8 protein-coding genes and 3 pseudogenes are annotated in these 15,465 nt (G+C 68.1%); 4 read left to right on the forward strand and 7 right to left on the reverse strand.

The window, feature by feature from the left end:
* Positions 1-4: 4 nt before the first annotated feature.
* Together OG933_RS11055 and OG933_RS11060 are read right to left on the reverse strand one after the other, a co-directional pair.
* Positions 5-1,417 carry an RICIN domain-containing protein gene (locus tag OG933_RS11055; protein ID WP_405626788.1) on the reverse strand — a complete coding sequence of 471 codons (1,413 nt, stop codon included), beginning with the start codon at positions 1,415-1,417 and terminating at the stop codon, positions 5-7.
* A 1-nt stretch (position 1,418) separates the two neighbouring features.
* A pseudogene (locus OG933_RS11060) lies at positions 1,419-1,541 on the reverse strand (alpha-N-arabinofuranosidase); the annotation flags it as partial.
* Positions 1,542-1,927: 386 nt separating this feature from the next.
* Between OG933_RS11060 and OG933_RS11065 the strand changes: the two are divergent.
* From OG933_RS11065 to OG933_RS11075, 3 genes and pseudogenes are all read left to right on the forward strand, one after another.
* Complete coding sequence (locus OG933_RS11065; RefSeq protein ID WP_405626789.1) at positions 1,928-4,132, forward strand: autotransporter; 2,205 nt, start codon at positions 1,928-1,930, stop codon at positions 4,130-4,132.
* A gap of 133 nt (positions 4,133-4,265) precedes the next feature.
* On the forward strand, positions 4,266-5,207 hold the full coding sequence (gene mmuM / locus OG933_RS11070) for a homocysteine S-methyltransferase (protein ID WP_362525009.1): 942 nt from the start codon (positions 4,266-4,268) through the stop codon (positions 5,205-5,207).
* A gap of 81 nt (positions 5,208-5,288) precedes the next feature.
* Positions 5,289-5,393 (forward strand): annotated as a pseudogene (locus OG933_RS11075) (LacI family DNA-binding transcriptional regulator); the annotation flags it as partial.
* 101 nt (positions 5,394-5,494) lie between these two features.
* On the opposite strand, the gene OG933_RS11080 reads toward OG933_RS11075, so the two are convergent.
* The 5 genes and pseudogenes from OG933_RS11080 to OG933_RS11100 all read right to left on the reverse strand — a co-directional run.
* Positions 5,495-7,177 (reverse strand): carboxylesterase/lipase family protein, encoded by a 1,683-nt coding sequence (locus OG933_RS11080; protein ID WP_405626790.1) that lies wholly within the window; start codon positions 7,175-7,177, stop codon positions 5,495-5,497.
* A gap of 92 nt (positions 7,178-7,269) precedes the next feature.
* Positions 7,270-8,517 (reverse strand): alginate lyase family protein, encoded by a 1,248-nt coding sequence (locus OG933_RS11085; RefSeq protein ID WP_362525011.1) that lies wholly within the window; start codon positions 8,515-8,517, stop codon positions 7,270-7,272.
* Positions 8,518-8,564: 47 nt separating this feature from the next.
* Positions 8,565-11,717 carry an alginate lyase family protein gene (locus OG933_RS11090; protein WP_405626792.1) on the reverse strand — a complete coding sequence of 1,051 codons (3,153 nt, stop codon included), beginning with the start codon at positions 11,715-11,717 and terminating at the stop codon, positions 8,565-8,567.
* A complete protein-coding gene (locus OG933_RS11095; protein WP_405626794.1) occupies positions 11,714-13,237 on the reverse strand; it encodes a glycosyl hydrolase family 28 protein in 1,524 nt (507 codons plus the stop codon). The genes OG933_RS11090 and OG933_RS11095 overlap by 4 nt, the downstream gene beginning before the upstream one ends.
* A 56-nt stretch (positions 13,238-13,293) precedes the next feature.
* Positions 13,294-13,527: pseudogene (locus OG933_RS11100) on the reverse strand (carbohydrate ABC transporter permease); the annotation flags it as partial.
* 804 nt (positions 13,528-14,331) lie between these two features.
* Here OG933_RS11100 and OG933_RS11105 point away from each other — a divergent pair.
* Positions 14,332-15,345 carry a hydroxyacid dehydrogenase gene (locus OG933_RS11105; RefSeq protein WP_405626795.1) on the forward strand — a complete coding sequence of 338 codons (1,014 nt, stop codon included), beginning with the start codon at positions 14,332-14,334 and terminating at the stop codon, positions 15,343-15,345.
* Positions 15,346-15,465 lie beyond the last annotated feature (120 nt).

Genomic DNA, 15,465 nt, shown 5'->3' on the forward strand with positions numbered 1-15,465 from the left:
TAGATCAGGTTCCGCGCGTCCACTGCTGGTTGGTTCCTCCGTTGCACGTGTAGGTGATGAGGGCGGCGGAGTTGGCGGTGGACGCGCCGTTCACGTCCAGGCACTCACCGCTCGCACGGGACTTGACGTTGACGTAGCTGCCGGAAGTCGTCAGCGACCACTGCTGACCGGTGGCTGCCGTGTCGCAGTTCTCCTGACTGACCGAGCTCGCGTTCTCCTGCACGCACAGAGAACTGTTTCTGACGACCAACTGGTAGTAACCGCTTCCGACGGACTTGAACCAGTACTTCTGGTTGTTACCGCCGTTGCAGTCGTACTGCTTGATCTGGGCGCCCGCCCACAGGGACTGACTCGTGACATCCGCGCACCTGCCGCTGTGCCGGGCGATGAGCGTGTTGTACGTGGCACTCGTCCCGGTAACCGTGCCGGCCGCCGTGTCGACGGTGACCTCGGGGGACCAGGACATCGACAGCGAGGTGGTCGTGGGGAAGGTCAGCGGCAGCCAGACGTAACGGGAGTCGTTGACGGTCCCGCCGAAGGAGTTGCCCCAGCGGTCGCCCAGGTAGAGGTACGAGGTCCCCGAAGTGCCCTGGACGGGCAGCACGTACGCGGTCTGCGAGCCGTACGCCGTCGAGTCGCCGACGTTCGTCATGGCCGACCAGGGACCGGCGAGTGAGGTCGCCGTGGCGTACTGCTGCTGGTTGGGGCTCCAGCCGGTCGCGCCGGAGGTGAGCATGAAGTAGACGCCGCCCCGCTTGAACAGCGCCGGCGCCTCGCGGTGGCCGCCGTGCCAGGGGTCGGCGACCAGGCTTGCGATACCGGTGTAGTCGGCGGTGAGCCGATAGATCTGGAGGTCGTAGTTCTCGCGTGCGGCCGAGATCATGTATCCGGCGCCGTCGCTGTCCACGAAGACCGTGATGTCACGGGACATGTGCTGGTCGAGCGGACGGAAGCTGCCCTGCCAGGTGTAGTTTCCGTCGACGGTGTCCGAGACGGCGACAGCCGCTCGGGCCTCGCTGTAATCGGTTCCGTTCTCCTTGTGCATCCACATCACGAACTTGCCGGTGGATGCGTTGTACATGACCTTCGGGCGTTCGATGTTGGCGCCGGCCAACTCGGAGTCGCTCGACTGGGTCAGGACGTGGTTGCGGAACTCCCAGCTCTTCAGGTCCGTGGAGCGGTAGGCGTCCACGTACCGGAAGGTGTTGTCGGCGTTGCGGTTCTCGCCGAACCAGTAGTAGTAGGAGCCGACTTTGAGAACGCCGCCGCCATGGGCGTGTACGGGACTGCCGGAACTGTCGCTGAACTGCGTGCCGTTGACGATCGTCACGGACGCCGCCTGGGCGGTTCCCGCGGTCGCAAGAGCGCCCATCAGTACGAGACAGAGGGCGAGCAGGGTCGTGTACGCACGTCTCATCTCACGCACTCTCCTTCACGGTGTCGGCGACGGGAACGCCGAAGTCGGGGATGCCGTCCGGGCGCGGGCCGAATGCCTGGATCCGGGTGTGCCGGCTGGGGTCGTTCAACGGAGCGCCGTCGAGGCGAAGTGCCGCTTGTTCCAATGGACTTGATGGCACATCAGATGCATGGATTGCCCATGAAGGAGAGGGGGAATCGCTGCACTCCGGTCCTCGCGGGAGGAGTCGGGGTGCGCCTGGGGGCGGCGCGGCGGTGGACGAGCGGATCGGGGCGCACGTGGCTGCCTCTCGAGAGAGGGGCGTTCGGAACTCCGAACGGCATGTGGAATGACGAACGCCGAAAAGGTAAGGGCGTGTTACGGGCAGGTCAACGGGTCGGACGGGACTTGATGGAAAGCCCTTTCCGGAAGTTTCCGGCGGGAAGGTGGATTTCTGGGCGGGACGAGCCCCGCCGGCACCCGGTAGAGCAAATTTCTGTTATCGGTGTCGCGCCGACACGTCTCCGATACGTGCGCAGCCCTCTCCACACCTCAGCAGCGGTCGTCGGTGCCCTCGCGGCCGTCGCCGCCCTCGTGGCCACCGCTCCCCCGGCCGTGGCCGCCGACGCCCGGGACGTCACCGCCGACGTTCTCGCGAACCGGGACGTCACGCTCGCCGGCGACACCGTGGTCACCGTGCCCTCCGGGACGACAACCTACGACGGCGTTTTCCGCGGCCTGGGAACACTTACCGTGCGCGGCGGCGGAACGCTGGTCCTGAGCAGGGACAGCGACTTCACGTTGCCCAAGGCACGGCAGCGGCAAGTGGTACGCACACAGGGCGGAAACCATCCCTTCACCACGGTCGGCAATCCCGACCCGCCCGCGATCACAGTGGAGCGTGGGACGACCCTCCAGTACGGCAAGGGCGGGGGCACAGGGCTGATCGGGCACTTCCCCTACGACACTCCCGGCTACCAACTCAATCAGCTCAACGTGCGCGTCGACGGCACGCTCCGGCTCTCGCTGACCCGCACGTTCAACATCGGCACGATCAGCGGCTCCGGCCTCGTCACCCAGCCCCGCAGCATGTGGGGCACCCTCGACCTGGCGGGCACCCACCCGTTCTCCGGGGTCATCGACAACGGCACCGGGATGGCGGTCGGCCGCCCCGAGTACCCGGTGTCGCTGCCCAACGCCCGGGCGATCCTCAACCAGGGCTCCTGGATCATCGACACCCCGCTCCACCAGACGATCACGCTGCGGCAGGACTTCTATCAGCGGGAGTACGGCAGCGACGTCAACGTCCACTCGCGACCCGGCAGCAAGGTCGTCCTCACCGGGCAGTACAGCTACAGCGACCAGGGCGGCGACACCCATCCCTCGCTCAGCGACCCGGACATCAACTGGCGTTCCATCGCACACCAGTTGAACAAACGCGGCACCAACATCGAGGGCGCCGACGTGCAGTGGGGCGACGGCACCACGCACAAGATCTTCATGCCGGGAACAAAGGACACCGTTTACATCAACCTGCACGAGGCCGGCGGACGGCGGTCCCTGCTGACCTTCGACTACGACGGGCCGGTCACCTTGGGTGCGCCGATCGGCGGCGGCAAATACCACGACACCCTGGCCGTGCCCGGCGCCGGTGACGTTGTCATCGCCGGGACCAAGGGCAACGACGTCACCTTCGCGGCCCCGCAGTACTACGACGGTTCGACGACCGTGCGTGAAGGGGCGGTCCTGCGCCTGGGGTCGGCTCAGGGAGACGGCTCCCTGCTCACCGGTACCGACCGGCGCCGGATCGTGAACGACGGCTCTCTCGTCGTGCGCAACACGAAGACCGCGATCTCCCTTTCACGGCTCGGCGGCAGCGGCTCGCTCGTCCAGTCCGGAGCGGCTACGACGACCCTCACGGGCGCCGCGGTGACGTACACCGGAACGACGACGGTCGAGCGGGGAACCCTGGCGCTCAGGGGCGGGGCGACCCTCGCCAACAGCAGGGCGGTCCGGCTGACGTCGACGGGAGCGCGGCTGGACACCGGCGGCTCGGCACTGCGGGTGACGAGCGCACTCAGCGGCAAAGGCACCGTGAACGGCGCCGTGACGAACGAGGGTGTGGTCACGGGCGGGCTGACCGTGACCGGCGCCTATACGCAGAACGACAAGGGACAACTGGTCCTGGCGGACAAGCCCTTGAAGGTGGGCGGCAAGGTCACCCTGGGAGGCGGACTCGACCTGTCCGCGGCAGGAACGGCGACCGCGACACCCGGGGCCGACAGCGCTTACGGCAAATCCTCCACCTCGACCGGAACCGGTAGCGCTTCCGGCAAGGATTCCACCGCAGCCGGAAACACCTCCGCCCGGGAGATCACCGTGCTGAACCACACCGGGGACACCCCCACGACCGGCACCTTCGACCAGCTGCGCGAGGGAGCCGAGGTGAAGCTCGCAGACACCGTTTACCGGATCAGTTACAAGGGCGGGGACGGCAACGACGTCGTCCTCACAGCGACAGCCGTGAGCCCCTCGGCGAGCGCGCGCGGACAGGCCTCGTCGGGGTCCGTGGCAGCCGAGACGCGCAGTGCGAGCACGGCCGAGAGCGGCGCGTTCGGCTGGTGGCCGTACGTGCTGGCAGCCGGGTTGCTCGGCGGGTTGCTGGTCCCCGCGACCAAGCGCACGCGGGTCGGCGGGCGCCGCCGTGGTGGACAGCACTCGGCGCACGGGCGATGAGCCCACCTTTGTCACCCGGGGGGGAAGAAGTGAGCGAGGGCATGGCCGCCTGCGCGCATCCCATATCGTGGGCACTCTGTTCATCCACCGGACGGATCCGACCGTCTGCCGTCCGTTCGACTAGCGTCGTGACATGACCAGCGACATCCCTGCTCCCCCCGCCGAGACCTCCCTCGCTACGGCTCTCGCCGCCGGAGCCGTCGTCCTAGACGGCGGTATGTCCAACCAGCTGGAGTCCGCCGGGCACGACCTGAGTGACGAACTCTGGTCGGCACGGCTGCTCGCCGAGCAGCCCGAGGCGATCACCCAGGCGCACGGCGCCTACTTCGAGGCGGGCGCGAACGTGGCGATCACCTCCAGCTACCAGGCCACGTTCGAGGGCTTCGCCAAGCGCGGCATCGACCACGACGAGGCTGCCCGGCTGCTGGCGCTGAGCGTGGAACTGGCCCAGAAGGCCGCCCGGCAGGCCCGGAACAAGGGCCTCGCCCACCCGTTGTGGGTGGCTGCTTCGGTGGGACCGTACGGAGCGATGCTCGCGGACGGCTCCGAGTACCGGGGCCGCTACGGGCTGAGCATCGCGGAACTGGAACGTTTCCACCGTCCCCGGCTGGAGGTCCTGGCCGCCGCGGCGCCCGATGTGCTGGCGCTGGAAACGGTTCCCGACGCCGATGAGGCCGAGGCACTGTTGCGCGCGGTACGCGGGCTCGGCGTGCCGGCCTGGCTGTCGTACTCGATCGCCGGTGACCGTACCCGTGCCGGGCAGCCGTTGGACGAGGCCTTCGCCCTGGCCGCCGACACCGACGAGGTGATCGCGGTCGGGGTGAACTGCTGCGCCCCGGAAGACGTCGAAGCCGCCGTGACGACCGCGGCTCGGGTGACGGGCAAGCCGGTCGTCGTCTACCCCAACAGCGGCGAGGTGTGGGACGCGGAAGCCCGCGCCTGGAACGGCCGATCCACGTTCACCACCGAACAGGTCCTGGGTTGGCGGGAGTCGGGGGCGCGTCTGATCGGCGGCTGCTGCCGGGTCGGTCCGGAGGCGGTCGCGTCCATCGCCCGGACACTGACCTCCGCATAGACCTCTGGCCTCCCGCCCACCGCTGCCGGCCTCCGCTCGGGGAAAACGGTTGCTGCCGGATTTCTCCCGGGGGAGCGCGTAATGACGAGGAAAGCCGCCGACGTGGCACGCAGCACGGTCCGGGATGTGGCGGCCCGAGCGGGGGTGTCCGCACCGACCGTGTCGCACGTGCTCGGCGGTGTGTGGCACTGGCACTGGCACTGGCACTGGCACTGGCAGGGTGCCTCCGGTTCCGAGACAGCAGGGGGATCGCGTAGCGGCTTTCGAGGGCCTACATAGCCCGGCGGTCAGCGTCCCCTGGTTCCCCCGGCCCGGCGCAGTCGGCGCACCGCGGACCTGAGCTCCGGACCGCGCAAGGTCCTGCCGAGCAGCGGGTCCGGCGCCGCCGTGTCGTCCACGGGTTCTCCGGGCGAAGCGGTCACTGCCTCCGCGGCCCACAGGGCCAGCTCGCGATCGCGCGGACCGTATGCGGTATACGACATACCGTCGACCTCCTGCGCAATACCGTCCTCCTCATACCGCCCACTGTCCGCCTCGCCGAAGATCCGCACGGGATGCGCCGGCCCCCAGGCCTCCCAGCCGGGGTCACCCGTAGCCACGAACCGTGTCCACGCCCCGTGCATCGCGTCGGCGAGTTCCTGCGGCGCGCTGCCCCCGGCCAGTTTCGCGGACTCGGCCGTATCGCCGGTGTCGAAGACGAATCCGAGCTCGAGGGCATGGCAGGCGCCGAGGCCGGGCTTCAGCGAGGGCCAGGCGAACTCGTACACGTACGACGCCCCGGGGCGGGCCTCGGCCAGCCGTTGCAGGGGGCCGCGCAGCAGGTTGTCGGTGACCATCTGGCCGACGATCTCGGCGGTGCCGGCCTCGGGGTGCAGGACGCGGTAGCCCCGCGGCACCTCGTGGCCGCAGTGACAGCGGGCCATGGCGCCGGCGAGGGCGACGGGACCCAGCCGGTCGACGCGCTCCATCAGTCCGCCCGGGACCAGCCACAGCCGGTACTCGTCGCGAGTCCAGCCCAGGAGCAGGTCGACGCCGGGGGCCGCGTCCCCGTCCACGAGTGCCTGCAGGGGGTCGCGCGGCACGAGGTCGCCGTCGACGATGATGCCGAAGGCAGGCCCGCCCAGGACGGGGCTGCTGAGCCTGCCGACCTCCGCCTGGGTACGCAACAGCAGTGCCGGGTCGACGGCACCGAAGGCCTCGGCGGTGGCGGGGATCTTCAGCCGGGCCGCCATACGGCGGACCATGCGCCGGACCTTGTCCCGTTCGAAGGCCTCCGGTGGTCCGCTCTGGAGGATGGCCCGCCGGAACAGTCCCTGTGCCTGCGGGGCCGCGATCAGGGCTCCGGTGCTGATGGCTCCTGCGGACTGCCCCGCCAGGGTGACCCTGTCGGGGTCACCGCCGAAGGCCCTGATCGAACGATGCACCCATTCCAGCGCGGCAAGCTGATCACGCAGGCCGGGGTTTGCGGGGGCGTCCGGGAACAGTCCGTAGCCCTCCACCCCCAGTCGGTAGTTGATGGAGACGAAAACGATTCCATCGCGGGCGAAGTTCCGTCCGTCGTACACCGGCACTGCCGAGGATCCCCTGGTCAGGGCGCCACCGTGCAGCCAGACGAGGACGGGAAGCCGGGCTGCGGGGTCGGGCTCGGGCGTCCAGACGTTGAGGTTGAGACAATCGTCGCCCGCCACGACGGGGTCGGACAGGTACTGGGCGAAGGCCTCGGAGTACGGCGGTTTCGGCGGTGTTGCGCCGAAGGCACCCGCGTCGCGTACCCCGTCCCAGGAATCGGGCGGCACCGGCGGCCGGAACCTGCGGGCCCCGAAGGGGGGTGCCGCGTACGGGATCCCGCGGAAGGCGGCGATACCGTTCTCGTACCTTCCGCGTACGGCCCCGTAGGGGGTCGTGACGACGGGATCGGGGTCGGGGTCCGCCCGGGCCTCGGCCCGTGGGTCCGTCTGGTCTGCTGCCATCTGCTCACCAGCCCTTCGCCGCGCTCGCGCACCGGTATGACCAGAGCACCACAACAGCGCGCGGTATTCCGGTGCACGAGCCTGCGGCAGGGCTATTTGGCGTACATCAGGGTGCCGAAGCCGAGCTGGTCGTAGCCGCCGCTGGTGGACCCGTAGTCCCCGCCGCCGCCCTCAGGGGCGACGGAGAAGCACATCTGGGAGACGTACTTGTCGTCCAGGGACAGGCGTCGGTTGTAGTGGTAGTGGAGCAGCGCCCACACCGGACGGACCTGCCCGCGCGAGGAGGCGGAGATGGCGGCCTGAGAGTTCTGCGCACAGTTCTGTCCGCTGCCCCAGGTGTAGGTGGTGAAGGGCACGTCGTTGCCGAGGTTGTACCTGGCAACGTACTGGGCGGCTTTCAGGAACCGCTTGCTGTCGTAGGAGTAGAGGTCGTCGCCCTGGTTCCAGGCCATCTCGCAGATCGCACCCATCTGCCCCATGCCCATCACGGTGTGCCCCTGATCCCGTCCTGACTCCTGCCACTGACCGAGGTCGTAGCCGTCCGCGTCGGTGTACAGGTACGGAACGGCGTGCGCGACGGAACCGTTTCCGGCGCCGGACTTGGCGTAGGCGACGGCCTGGTCGTACTTGACGGAGTCCTCGTTGAGGATGCCGATTGCCAGAATGGAGGCGGTGTTGCAGAGGTCCCAGTTGGCCCAGTAGTTGGTGATGCAGGCGTCGTTGTGGTTGGTCAGGAAACTGTTGTTGAGCGGGTAGAAAACGTTGGCCATCATCTCCTGGAAGGCGGCGAGGTCGAAGCCGTCGTACTCCCGCATCAGCTCCGCCGCGTTGGCGAACTGCCAGCCATAGAGGCCGGCGGCGAGGAAACGGTCGGCATTTCCGGTGACCGAAGTGAGCGTCGTGGCCCAGGCGTTGAGGATGCGCGCCGCGCACTGTGCGTTGGCTTCGGTGCCGCCGACCCGCCAGCGCAGGGCGTTCTGATATGCGGCGGCTGTGTCGTTGTAGAGCAGGCTGTAGTTCTCGCCCGTGCCGCCGCGGATGATCGTCGCTGTAGCCCTGGGCGTCCAGCCGGACTGGGAGTGGGAGTTGGCGGTCAGTCTGTTCCAGCCGGAGAGCCAGGGATCGGTGCCCGCGGCGACCCTGACCTTCGCGCGATTGATGTCCCCGGCGTTGTGCAGCATGCCGGGGTGGGTGAAGGTGGCCGGCGCCGCGTCCGCCGTGGTGGCGTCGGTGACGCTCGTGCCCAGGGCCAGTGCGGCGGTGAGACCGCCGGCGGACTTCAGCAGCCCACGGCGGCTCACATGGTGGTCGTCATGGTGGTGGGGGGATGTGCGGCTCATGGGTTGCGGCTCCCATCGTGACGGATCCGTGGGGGATCCCGGGTCGGCTATGCCGAGGTGGCGATCACCTCGCTGAACCGTGCGGTGCCGAGGGCCAGCGGGCTGCGGGAGCAGACCACCAGGCCCACGTGGTAGGGGGCGTCACCGAAGCCGGGGATCGAGCCCTCGGCCAGGGCGGTCCAGGTGACGCCGTCGTCGACGGAGACGGAGGCGGTGAACGCGGTTCCCGTGCGTTTCAGCCGCAAGAGGAGAGGGAGTCGGACGTCGACCGTGCCGGAGAATGCGGAGGCACCGGCCACCGTGGGGCGCAGCATGAGCTGCGCGGTCGTGCCGCCGGTGACGATCAGACCGGCCGCTTGATCGAACGGCGACAGGGACTTGGCCATCAGTAGACCGACCCGGTCGATGGCCGCCACCTCGCGGGAGAGCAGGCGTGCGGTGATCTCGCCGTCCCCGGACATGGTGCGCCGGACGAACTGCCCTGTCATCCCTTGTGAGTTGACGTTGAGATCGACACCCGATCCGCGTACGACGAAGGTTCCGTTGTCGTACACCGTGTCGCCGGGCGTGAGGACGGCCACGGCGCCGAGAGTTCCGTAGTCCCGCCGATCGAGAACCACATCACCGAGGTCGCCGTACGCCCAGGGGGACGGAAGAGACTCGGCTTCGGCACGTAGCGCCCTGGCGACGGTCACGGAGAGGGCCGGCACGACAGCGCTGCTCGGGCTCGAACGGGGGCCTTGACCTGCGGAGTTGGTCTTGGAAACGACGTAGTGGTAGGTCGTCCCGGGGGTGCCGCTCGCGTCGGTGTAGCGGATGCGGGTGCCGAATCCGATCGGACCGACCGCCGTGGCGATCGCCCGATAGGGGCCCTGTGCGCGTGGTGCGCGCAGCACTGTGTAGCGGGCGGAGAGGTCGGAGTCGCTCCACGTCAGCCGGACGCCGTCGGAGGTGGTGGTGGCGCTCAGGTCGGCAGTGGTGCGGGTGGGACGGGGCGTGCACCAGACGTCCCCGCTCACCCCGGTGACGCTGACTTGGTCGAAGGCGCCGGTGCCGGTCTCGGCATACTGCTCCTCCACTCCGAGGGAGGAGGTGAGAGCGAGGCCGGCGTATGCAATGTGCGGCATGTCGTGGACTTCAGTCGTACCGACTACGGTCCACTGCATTCCGTCAGCCGAAATGGAGCCCGTGCAGCGTCGGCCCTTCCGGGTCACCCGCACCCAGTAAGGCGCCCGCAAGCGGTATCCGTCGCCCGCGCCTTCGACGTAGGGAGCCTCGATCGGTGTGGCGGACTCCGGCAGTACGCCGAGGTCGGAAATCGGGAACGAGGCCTTGCTCGTGATCGCCTCCTGCTGCGACGGAGGTACGGGTGTACTCCCGGTCGCCGAGACGGGCAGCCCGGCACTCGGCCGTACGGTCCACACGCCGCTCCAGGTGTGCAGCGGCAGCCCCTGGATCAGCATCGAGGCGTGCGCCGCGTCCGCGTCCAGGGAGGCGCGGACCGTGACACCGATCTTGGAGTACTGAGAGCTGAGCGGCCACACGATCCGGGCGGTGACCGAGCCGTCGCCTCGCAGAGGGAGGTGCACGAGGCGACAGGAATCGGCGTCGCCGGAAGCCTCCAGCAGGAACCGCTCGCCGTCGAAGGCGGCCGAACCCGGGATCGCTACAGCGCCGACGTCGGTCGTCGACCAGGGCCCGGGAAGCCCGGCGGTAGCCGGGACAACCATCGAACCCCCGCTGTATCCGACCGAGTTGGCTGCAACGACCACGTAGTGATAGGTGCGTCCTGCGCGGATGCCGGCGCCGGTGCCGGTGTCGGTGTCGGTGTCGGTGTACGTAGGCTTTCGGACGTCGGTCGCGAGCCGCTCAAAGGGGCCTTCGGGGGCAGTGCCGCGCAGGACCGTATAGCTGGTCGCCGAGGCGGACGGCAGCCAGGACACCGTGACGGCCCGCTCCTCCCCCGCGGCCGTGACACCGGCCGGAGACGCTGGGACGGTCGGGGCGGGAGCGGTCGCGCCCGCGTAGGCGAAGGTTCCCCAGCCGGGCAGGTCGTCGTTACTGCCCTCGACGACTCGTGCGCCGCCGGTACCGCGGAAGACCGCCGCCCGTGTGTAGGGGGCTTCCAGGCCTCGGACTCCGGCGTAGTGCGCGTGGTACATCTCGTAGATCGGAGGCAGGGTGCCACGCCCGGTCGCCGAAACCGTTTTCTTGATGTACTTGCCCGTGCGGTCGAGGTCGGGGGTGAAGGGGACTTCGCCACCGAGGTTGTAGTGGGCGGCGTACTCGGCCCCGGCGAGAATGCGGTTGCTGTCATAGCTCCACAGATCGACGCCCTGGTTCCACGCGACCTGGGCGGCGTCGCCCATGAGGCCCACCGCGAGTTGTTCGTGGCCCTGGTCGCGACCGCTCTCCTGCCCCTGCCCGGTCGCCGCGACGATGCGGTGGGCCACGCTGCCGTTTCCGACGCCGGCCGCAGCGAACCGTAGAGCGTCCTCGAAAAGGGTGCGTTGCCCACAGAACACGCCGATGGCCAGGATGGACTGAATGGCCGTCAGGTCCCAGTTGCCGTTGGCGTAGAGCATGTATCCGGAGACTGCCGGATACCAGGCATCCAGAAAGGACTCCTCGCAGCGGGAGATGTCCGAGTCGGCCCATCCGTCGTAGCCGGTATGGCGCAGCAGTTCGGCCGCATTGGCGAACTTGAATACCTGGAGCCCGGCGCCGAGTGGTCCGTCGGCTCCCGTGATCACCGTCAGGGAGGCCGTCCAGGCGTTGAGGATGTCGCGGGCCTTGTCGGCGTGCGCGCGCACTCCAGTGACAGCCCACAGCAGTGCGTTCTGGTAGGCGGCGGCCGAGTCGGCGACGGCCTGGTTCATGAAGTTGGCGGGGCCGCGACCCCAGGAGGTGATCTGGCCGGTGTTCTGCATGGTGTATGCAGACTGCGATCGACTGTGTGCGGCGAGCGCGAGATATCCGTCGTAGACAGGTGACTGTCTACCGTCGACTGCGGACCTCATGCGCGCCAGGTCGGCAGCGCTGTGCAGCAGACCGGGGTGGGTGAAGGCGAATGCGGACCCGTCGCCTGCCGTCCCCTCGGTCGCCGCCCTCGCCGCGGGCACGCACAGGGCGTTCGTGCCCGCGGCGAGCAGCAAAGCCGTGGACGACTTCAGCAGGCCGCGGCGGCTGATGTCGCTCACTGCGCGGCCGCCTCCGCCTCCGCGGTGGTGAGGAACTTGAGGTCCACCACATGCTCGTTGCAGAACCACTGCATGGCATCGGTGGTGTAGTACCAACTGGGCTTCTTCATCGAGTCGGCGATGACCTGCCCGTTGATCACCAGGTTCTCGAAGGTGACGTTCTTGATGGCGTGCTCGGCGTCGTAGCCGAGGAACAGTGATGGGTTGGCGTGGGTGCCGCGATAGCTGAGGTTCCTGATGTAGACGTCTTCGATGCCGCGGCCGACCGAGGTGTTGTACTTCGTGTTGTACATGATCCGCATGTGGATGACCTGACCCCAGCGGAAGTCCTCTATCCGTACGTCCTCGATGCGGACGTTCTTGATGAGGTTGGAGTCACCGGGGTTGAGGGCGATGCAGCCCTGGTATCCCATCTGCGGCTCACGGTGGTCGAGGATGTCGAGGTTCTTGATGACGAGGTTCTCGATCACCTCCGGGGCATCGGTGTTGCCGTGGGTGCCGATGTTGATGGGGTGGGCTACGTCGGCCCAGAGGGTGCAGTTCTGGATGGTGATGTCGCGGGTGTCGCCGTAGTAGTTCCAACGGTGGGCGTAGATGGCGAAGCAGTCGTCTGAGTTGCGCATGAAGCAGCCGTCGAAGACGATCCCGGTCGAGGAGAAGACGTCGAAACCGTCTCCATTTCCTTTCGAGCTGAACGAACGCGCCTTCTTGACGTGGACGTTCTCGCTTTCGCCGAACGTGCCCGCGTAGCCGTTGGGATTCATGATGATGACGTCCTGGACGCGGATGTTCTTGCTGCTCTCGCAGAGGATCCCGCCGGGGCCGGCGTAGAGCATGCCGTGGCCGGTGAGAGCGGCCTTCTCGACGTCTTTGAAGAAGACCTGGGCGGTGAGGACGGCGCCACCGGCAAGGTAAACGGTTTTGCCGCTGGGCACGGTGAGGACGTTGCCGGTGACCGTGTGGACGCCGGGGCCGAAGTAGATCACGTCGGGGTCGTCGGCGCAGGGCGGGTGCGGGTCGATGTGGTTGGTGATGACGTGCAGGCAGTCGAAGATCTCGTCATTGATCTGAACGACGATGTCGCGCGGCTCGTCGAGGGGGAACCGGAGGGTGTCTCCCAGGAGTTCGGGCGTGATGCCCAGCGCGTCCGGTCGCACTCTCGCCTTGGTCGCTCCGCCCTTGAGGTAGGTGACTTCGAGCTCCACGGAACCACGGAAGTCGAAGTACACCATCGAGGTGTTGTAGACCTTGCCGGAGCCGGTGGTGGCGTTGATCTCCTCCAGCTGAGGCCGGTAGATGTCGAGTGTCTGCCACTCGCCGTCTGGGGCGGTGCGCACGCGCACCTTGAAGCTGGTGTTGGTCGGCAGAGCGGCCGGCCGAGGATACGTGAGCAGTGTGGAAGCGGAGTTGTTGTCGTCCGCGTGAGCCGCCGTGGCCATGAAACCGCTGGACAGGCCGGCGGCGAGCGCGGTGGCGCCGGCCGCCTGGAGGGCGGTGCGACGGGACAGGGGCGCGTTCATGCATGACTCCTTGCAACGGTCGGTAAGGGGGTTGCTTCGAGACGCTGAACGTCCGACTACTTGAGGCCGGACGTCGCCATCCCGGCGACGAATCCGCGCTGAGCGACGAGGCAGACCAGCAAAATGGGCACGACGTACATCACCGAGGCCGCGGCCTGAAGGTTGGTGACGGGTGTGCCGGCCGCATTGACGTAGGTGGACATGACGGCCACGGCGAGCGTGGACCGGTCGGTCGAGAGCAGTGGTTGCGGAGCGATGTAGTCGCCCCAGGTCCAGGTGAAGGCGATCACAAGGTCGTCGGGCTTGACCATCAGCGTGACGATCTCGCCCGGTCCGCTGACTCCGCTCGACACCTGCACCGCACACCCGTTGAGCACCGCCGTGCCGATCCCTGCGCCGCCGGCGACCAGGGCGAGGAAGCGTCGGCGGCTGGGAGGAGTACCGGCGTGGGAGCGCATGGGGGCCTCGGCTTCTGTTTCGGCAGGGCGCGAGCGTTGCGGACTCGGCGGAAGCGAGCTTTATGGTCGCGAGAGTGGCGTAGTAACAGGTAGGAACCGGTTGCTACGACCGAGTGGCCAGAGCTTCTTCCGCTCTCGGTGGCCCGTCAAGGGGCCCCGCAGACTTTCGAAAACTCTGTGCGCGGCCCGCCTACGATCCTGCGGGCGAACCGTTGCCACGTCGGCCGCGTATCACAACTCCTTGACCTGCACAGATCGTCGAGATCGTCCCGATGAAAGCCCTGGCAAAAGCCGACCGGCGCGTGCCGCCGCCGCGATCGGCCCCCGTGCGCAGCTTTCGACGAGACCGCGACAACCGGTTGTGAACCCACCGTCTTCCACCCGTAAACCCATGCGGCACTCACACCCCTCGCGCCCCGTGCACTCACCAGTCGGAAACAGGTTTCACCTGCCCTCACGTCCGACGAGGCCCGTCCTCATCTCCACCTCAACAACCGCTCTGAGATGGCCATTTGCTCGCCAACCGAGCGAAGTGCTTCCGCCCCGGTGATCGTCCGACTGATTGACCACGTCTCTGGCCAGATCTACGGTAGAAGACGCTTTCAGAAAACGTTTCCCGCGCACCTCAGGAGAGTCATGCCCAGCGCCCAGCTGCCCAGGGCCGTGTTCGCCATGGATCCGGTGCACCTTCCCCTGCTGTTTCCCCCGCCGCTCGTGACCCGGCTACGGCAGTCGGCCGAGATCGACCCGGCGCTCGTCGTAAGGGATTTCACCGATCCCGCCGCGGCGTCGGCGCTGGCCGGCACCGAGATCCTGATCACTGGCTGGGGTTGTCCCCGCCTCGATCCGGACATCCTCGATACGACCCCTCGGCTCCGTACGGTCCTGCACGCTGCGGGTTCGGTGCGCTCCCTGGTCGGAGAGGCCCTGTGGAGCCGGGGGGTGACCGTCTCCAGCGCGGTGACCGGCAACGCCGTCCCGGTCGCCGAGTACACACTCGCGATGATCCTGCTCGCCGGAAAGGACGCCTTCGTCCACCGTGAGCGCTTCCGGCGCACTCACGCCCAGCCGACCCCCGCCGAGACCGCGACCACCGGCAACCTCGGCCGCCGGATCGGGGTCATCGGCGCCTCGCGTGTGGGGCGCCGCCTCCTGGAACTGCTGCGCCCTTACGACTTCGAGGTCCTCCTGCACGACCCGTACGTGGACGCGGCGGAGGCCGTCGAACTCGGCGCACAGCTGCTCTCTCTCGAAGATCTCCTGCGGCTCAGCGACATCGTCAGCCTGCATGCGCCCGACATCCCCGAGACCCGCCACATGCTCGACCGCGCCCGTCTCGCCCTGATCCGTGACGGCGGCGTCCTGATCAACACCTCTCGAGGCGCCCTCGTCGACCACTCCGCTCTCACCGACGAGTTGGTCTCCGGTCGACTGCACGCGGTCCTGGACGTCACCGAACCCGAACCGCTGCCCGCGGGCTCTCCTCTCTACCGGTTGCCCAACGTGTTTCTCACCCCGCACATCGCCGGCTCCCTCGGAAACGAGCTGGAAAGGCTCGGCCGCATCGTCGTCGAGGAGCTGGAACGGCTGGCCGACGGACTGCCTCTCGCCCACGAAGTACGCCACGCCGACCTGGCCCGGGTGGCGTGATGCGCAGGTCCGCCCCGTTGCCGACGCCTGTGGCCACGGCGATGGCCGGGGTTATCCACAGGCCGGTCCACCTGGCGGACCCTTGGGATACGGTTCCGGCACCGACGGGGGGACGGGCCC

This window comes from Streptomyces sp. NBC_00016 (genome assembly GCF_045040885.1).
Lineage (GTDB): Bacteria > Actinomycetota > Actinomycetes > Streptomycetales > Streptomycetaceae > Streptomyces > Streptomyces coriariae.

Excerpts from the sequence above, each read along its gene's own strand:
- OG933_RS11105 (WP_405626795.1), top strand. The coding sequence starts at position 14,332 with ATGCCCAGCGCCCAGCTGCCCAGGGCCGTGTTCGCCATGGATCCGGTG.
- mmuM (WP_362525009.1), top strand. The coding sequence starts at position 4,266 with ATGACCAGCGACATCCCTGCTCCCCCCGCCGAGACCTCCCTCGCTACG.
- OG933_RS11085 (WP_362525011.1), bottom strand. The coding sequence starts at position 8,517 with ATGAGCCGCACATCCCCCCACCACCATGACGACCACCATGTGAGCCGC.
- OG933_RS11080 (WP_405626790.1), bottom strand. The coding sequence starts at position 7,177 with ATGGCAGCAGACCAGACGGACCCACGGGCCGAGGCCCGGGCGGACCCC.
- OG933_RS11095 (WP_405626794.1), bottom strand. The coding sequence starts at position 13,237 with ATGAACGCGCCCCTGTCCCGTCGCACCGCCCTCCAGGCGGCCGGCGCC.
- OG933_RS11055 (WP_405626788.1), bottom strand. The coding sequence starts at position 1,417 with ATGAGACGTGCGTACACGACCCTGCTCGCCCTCTGTCTCGTACTGATG.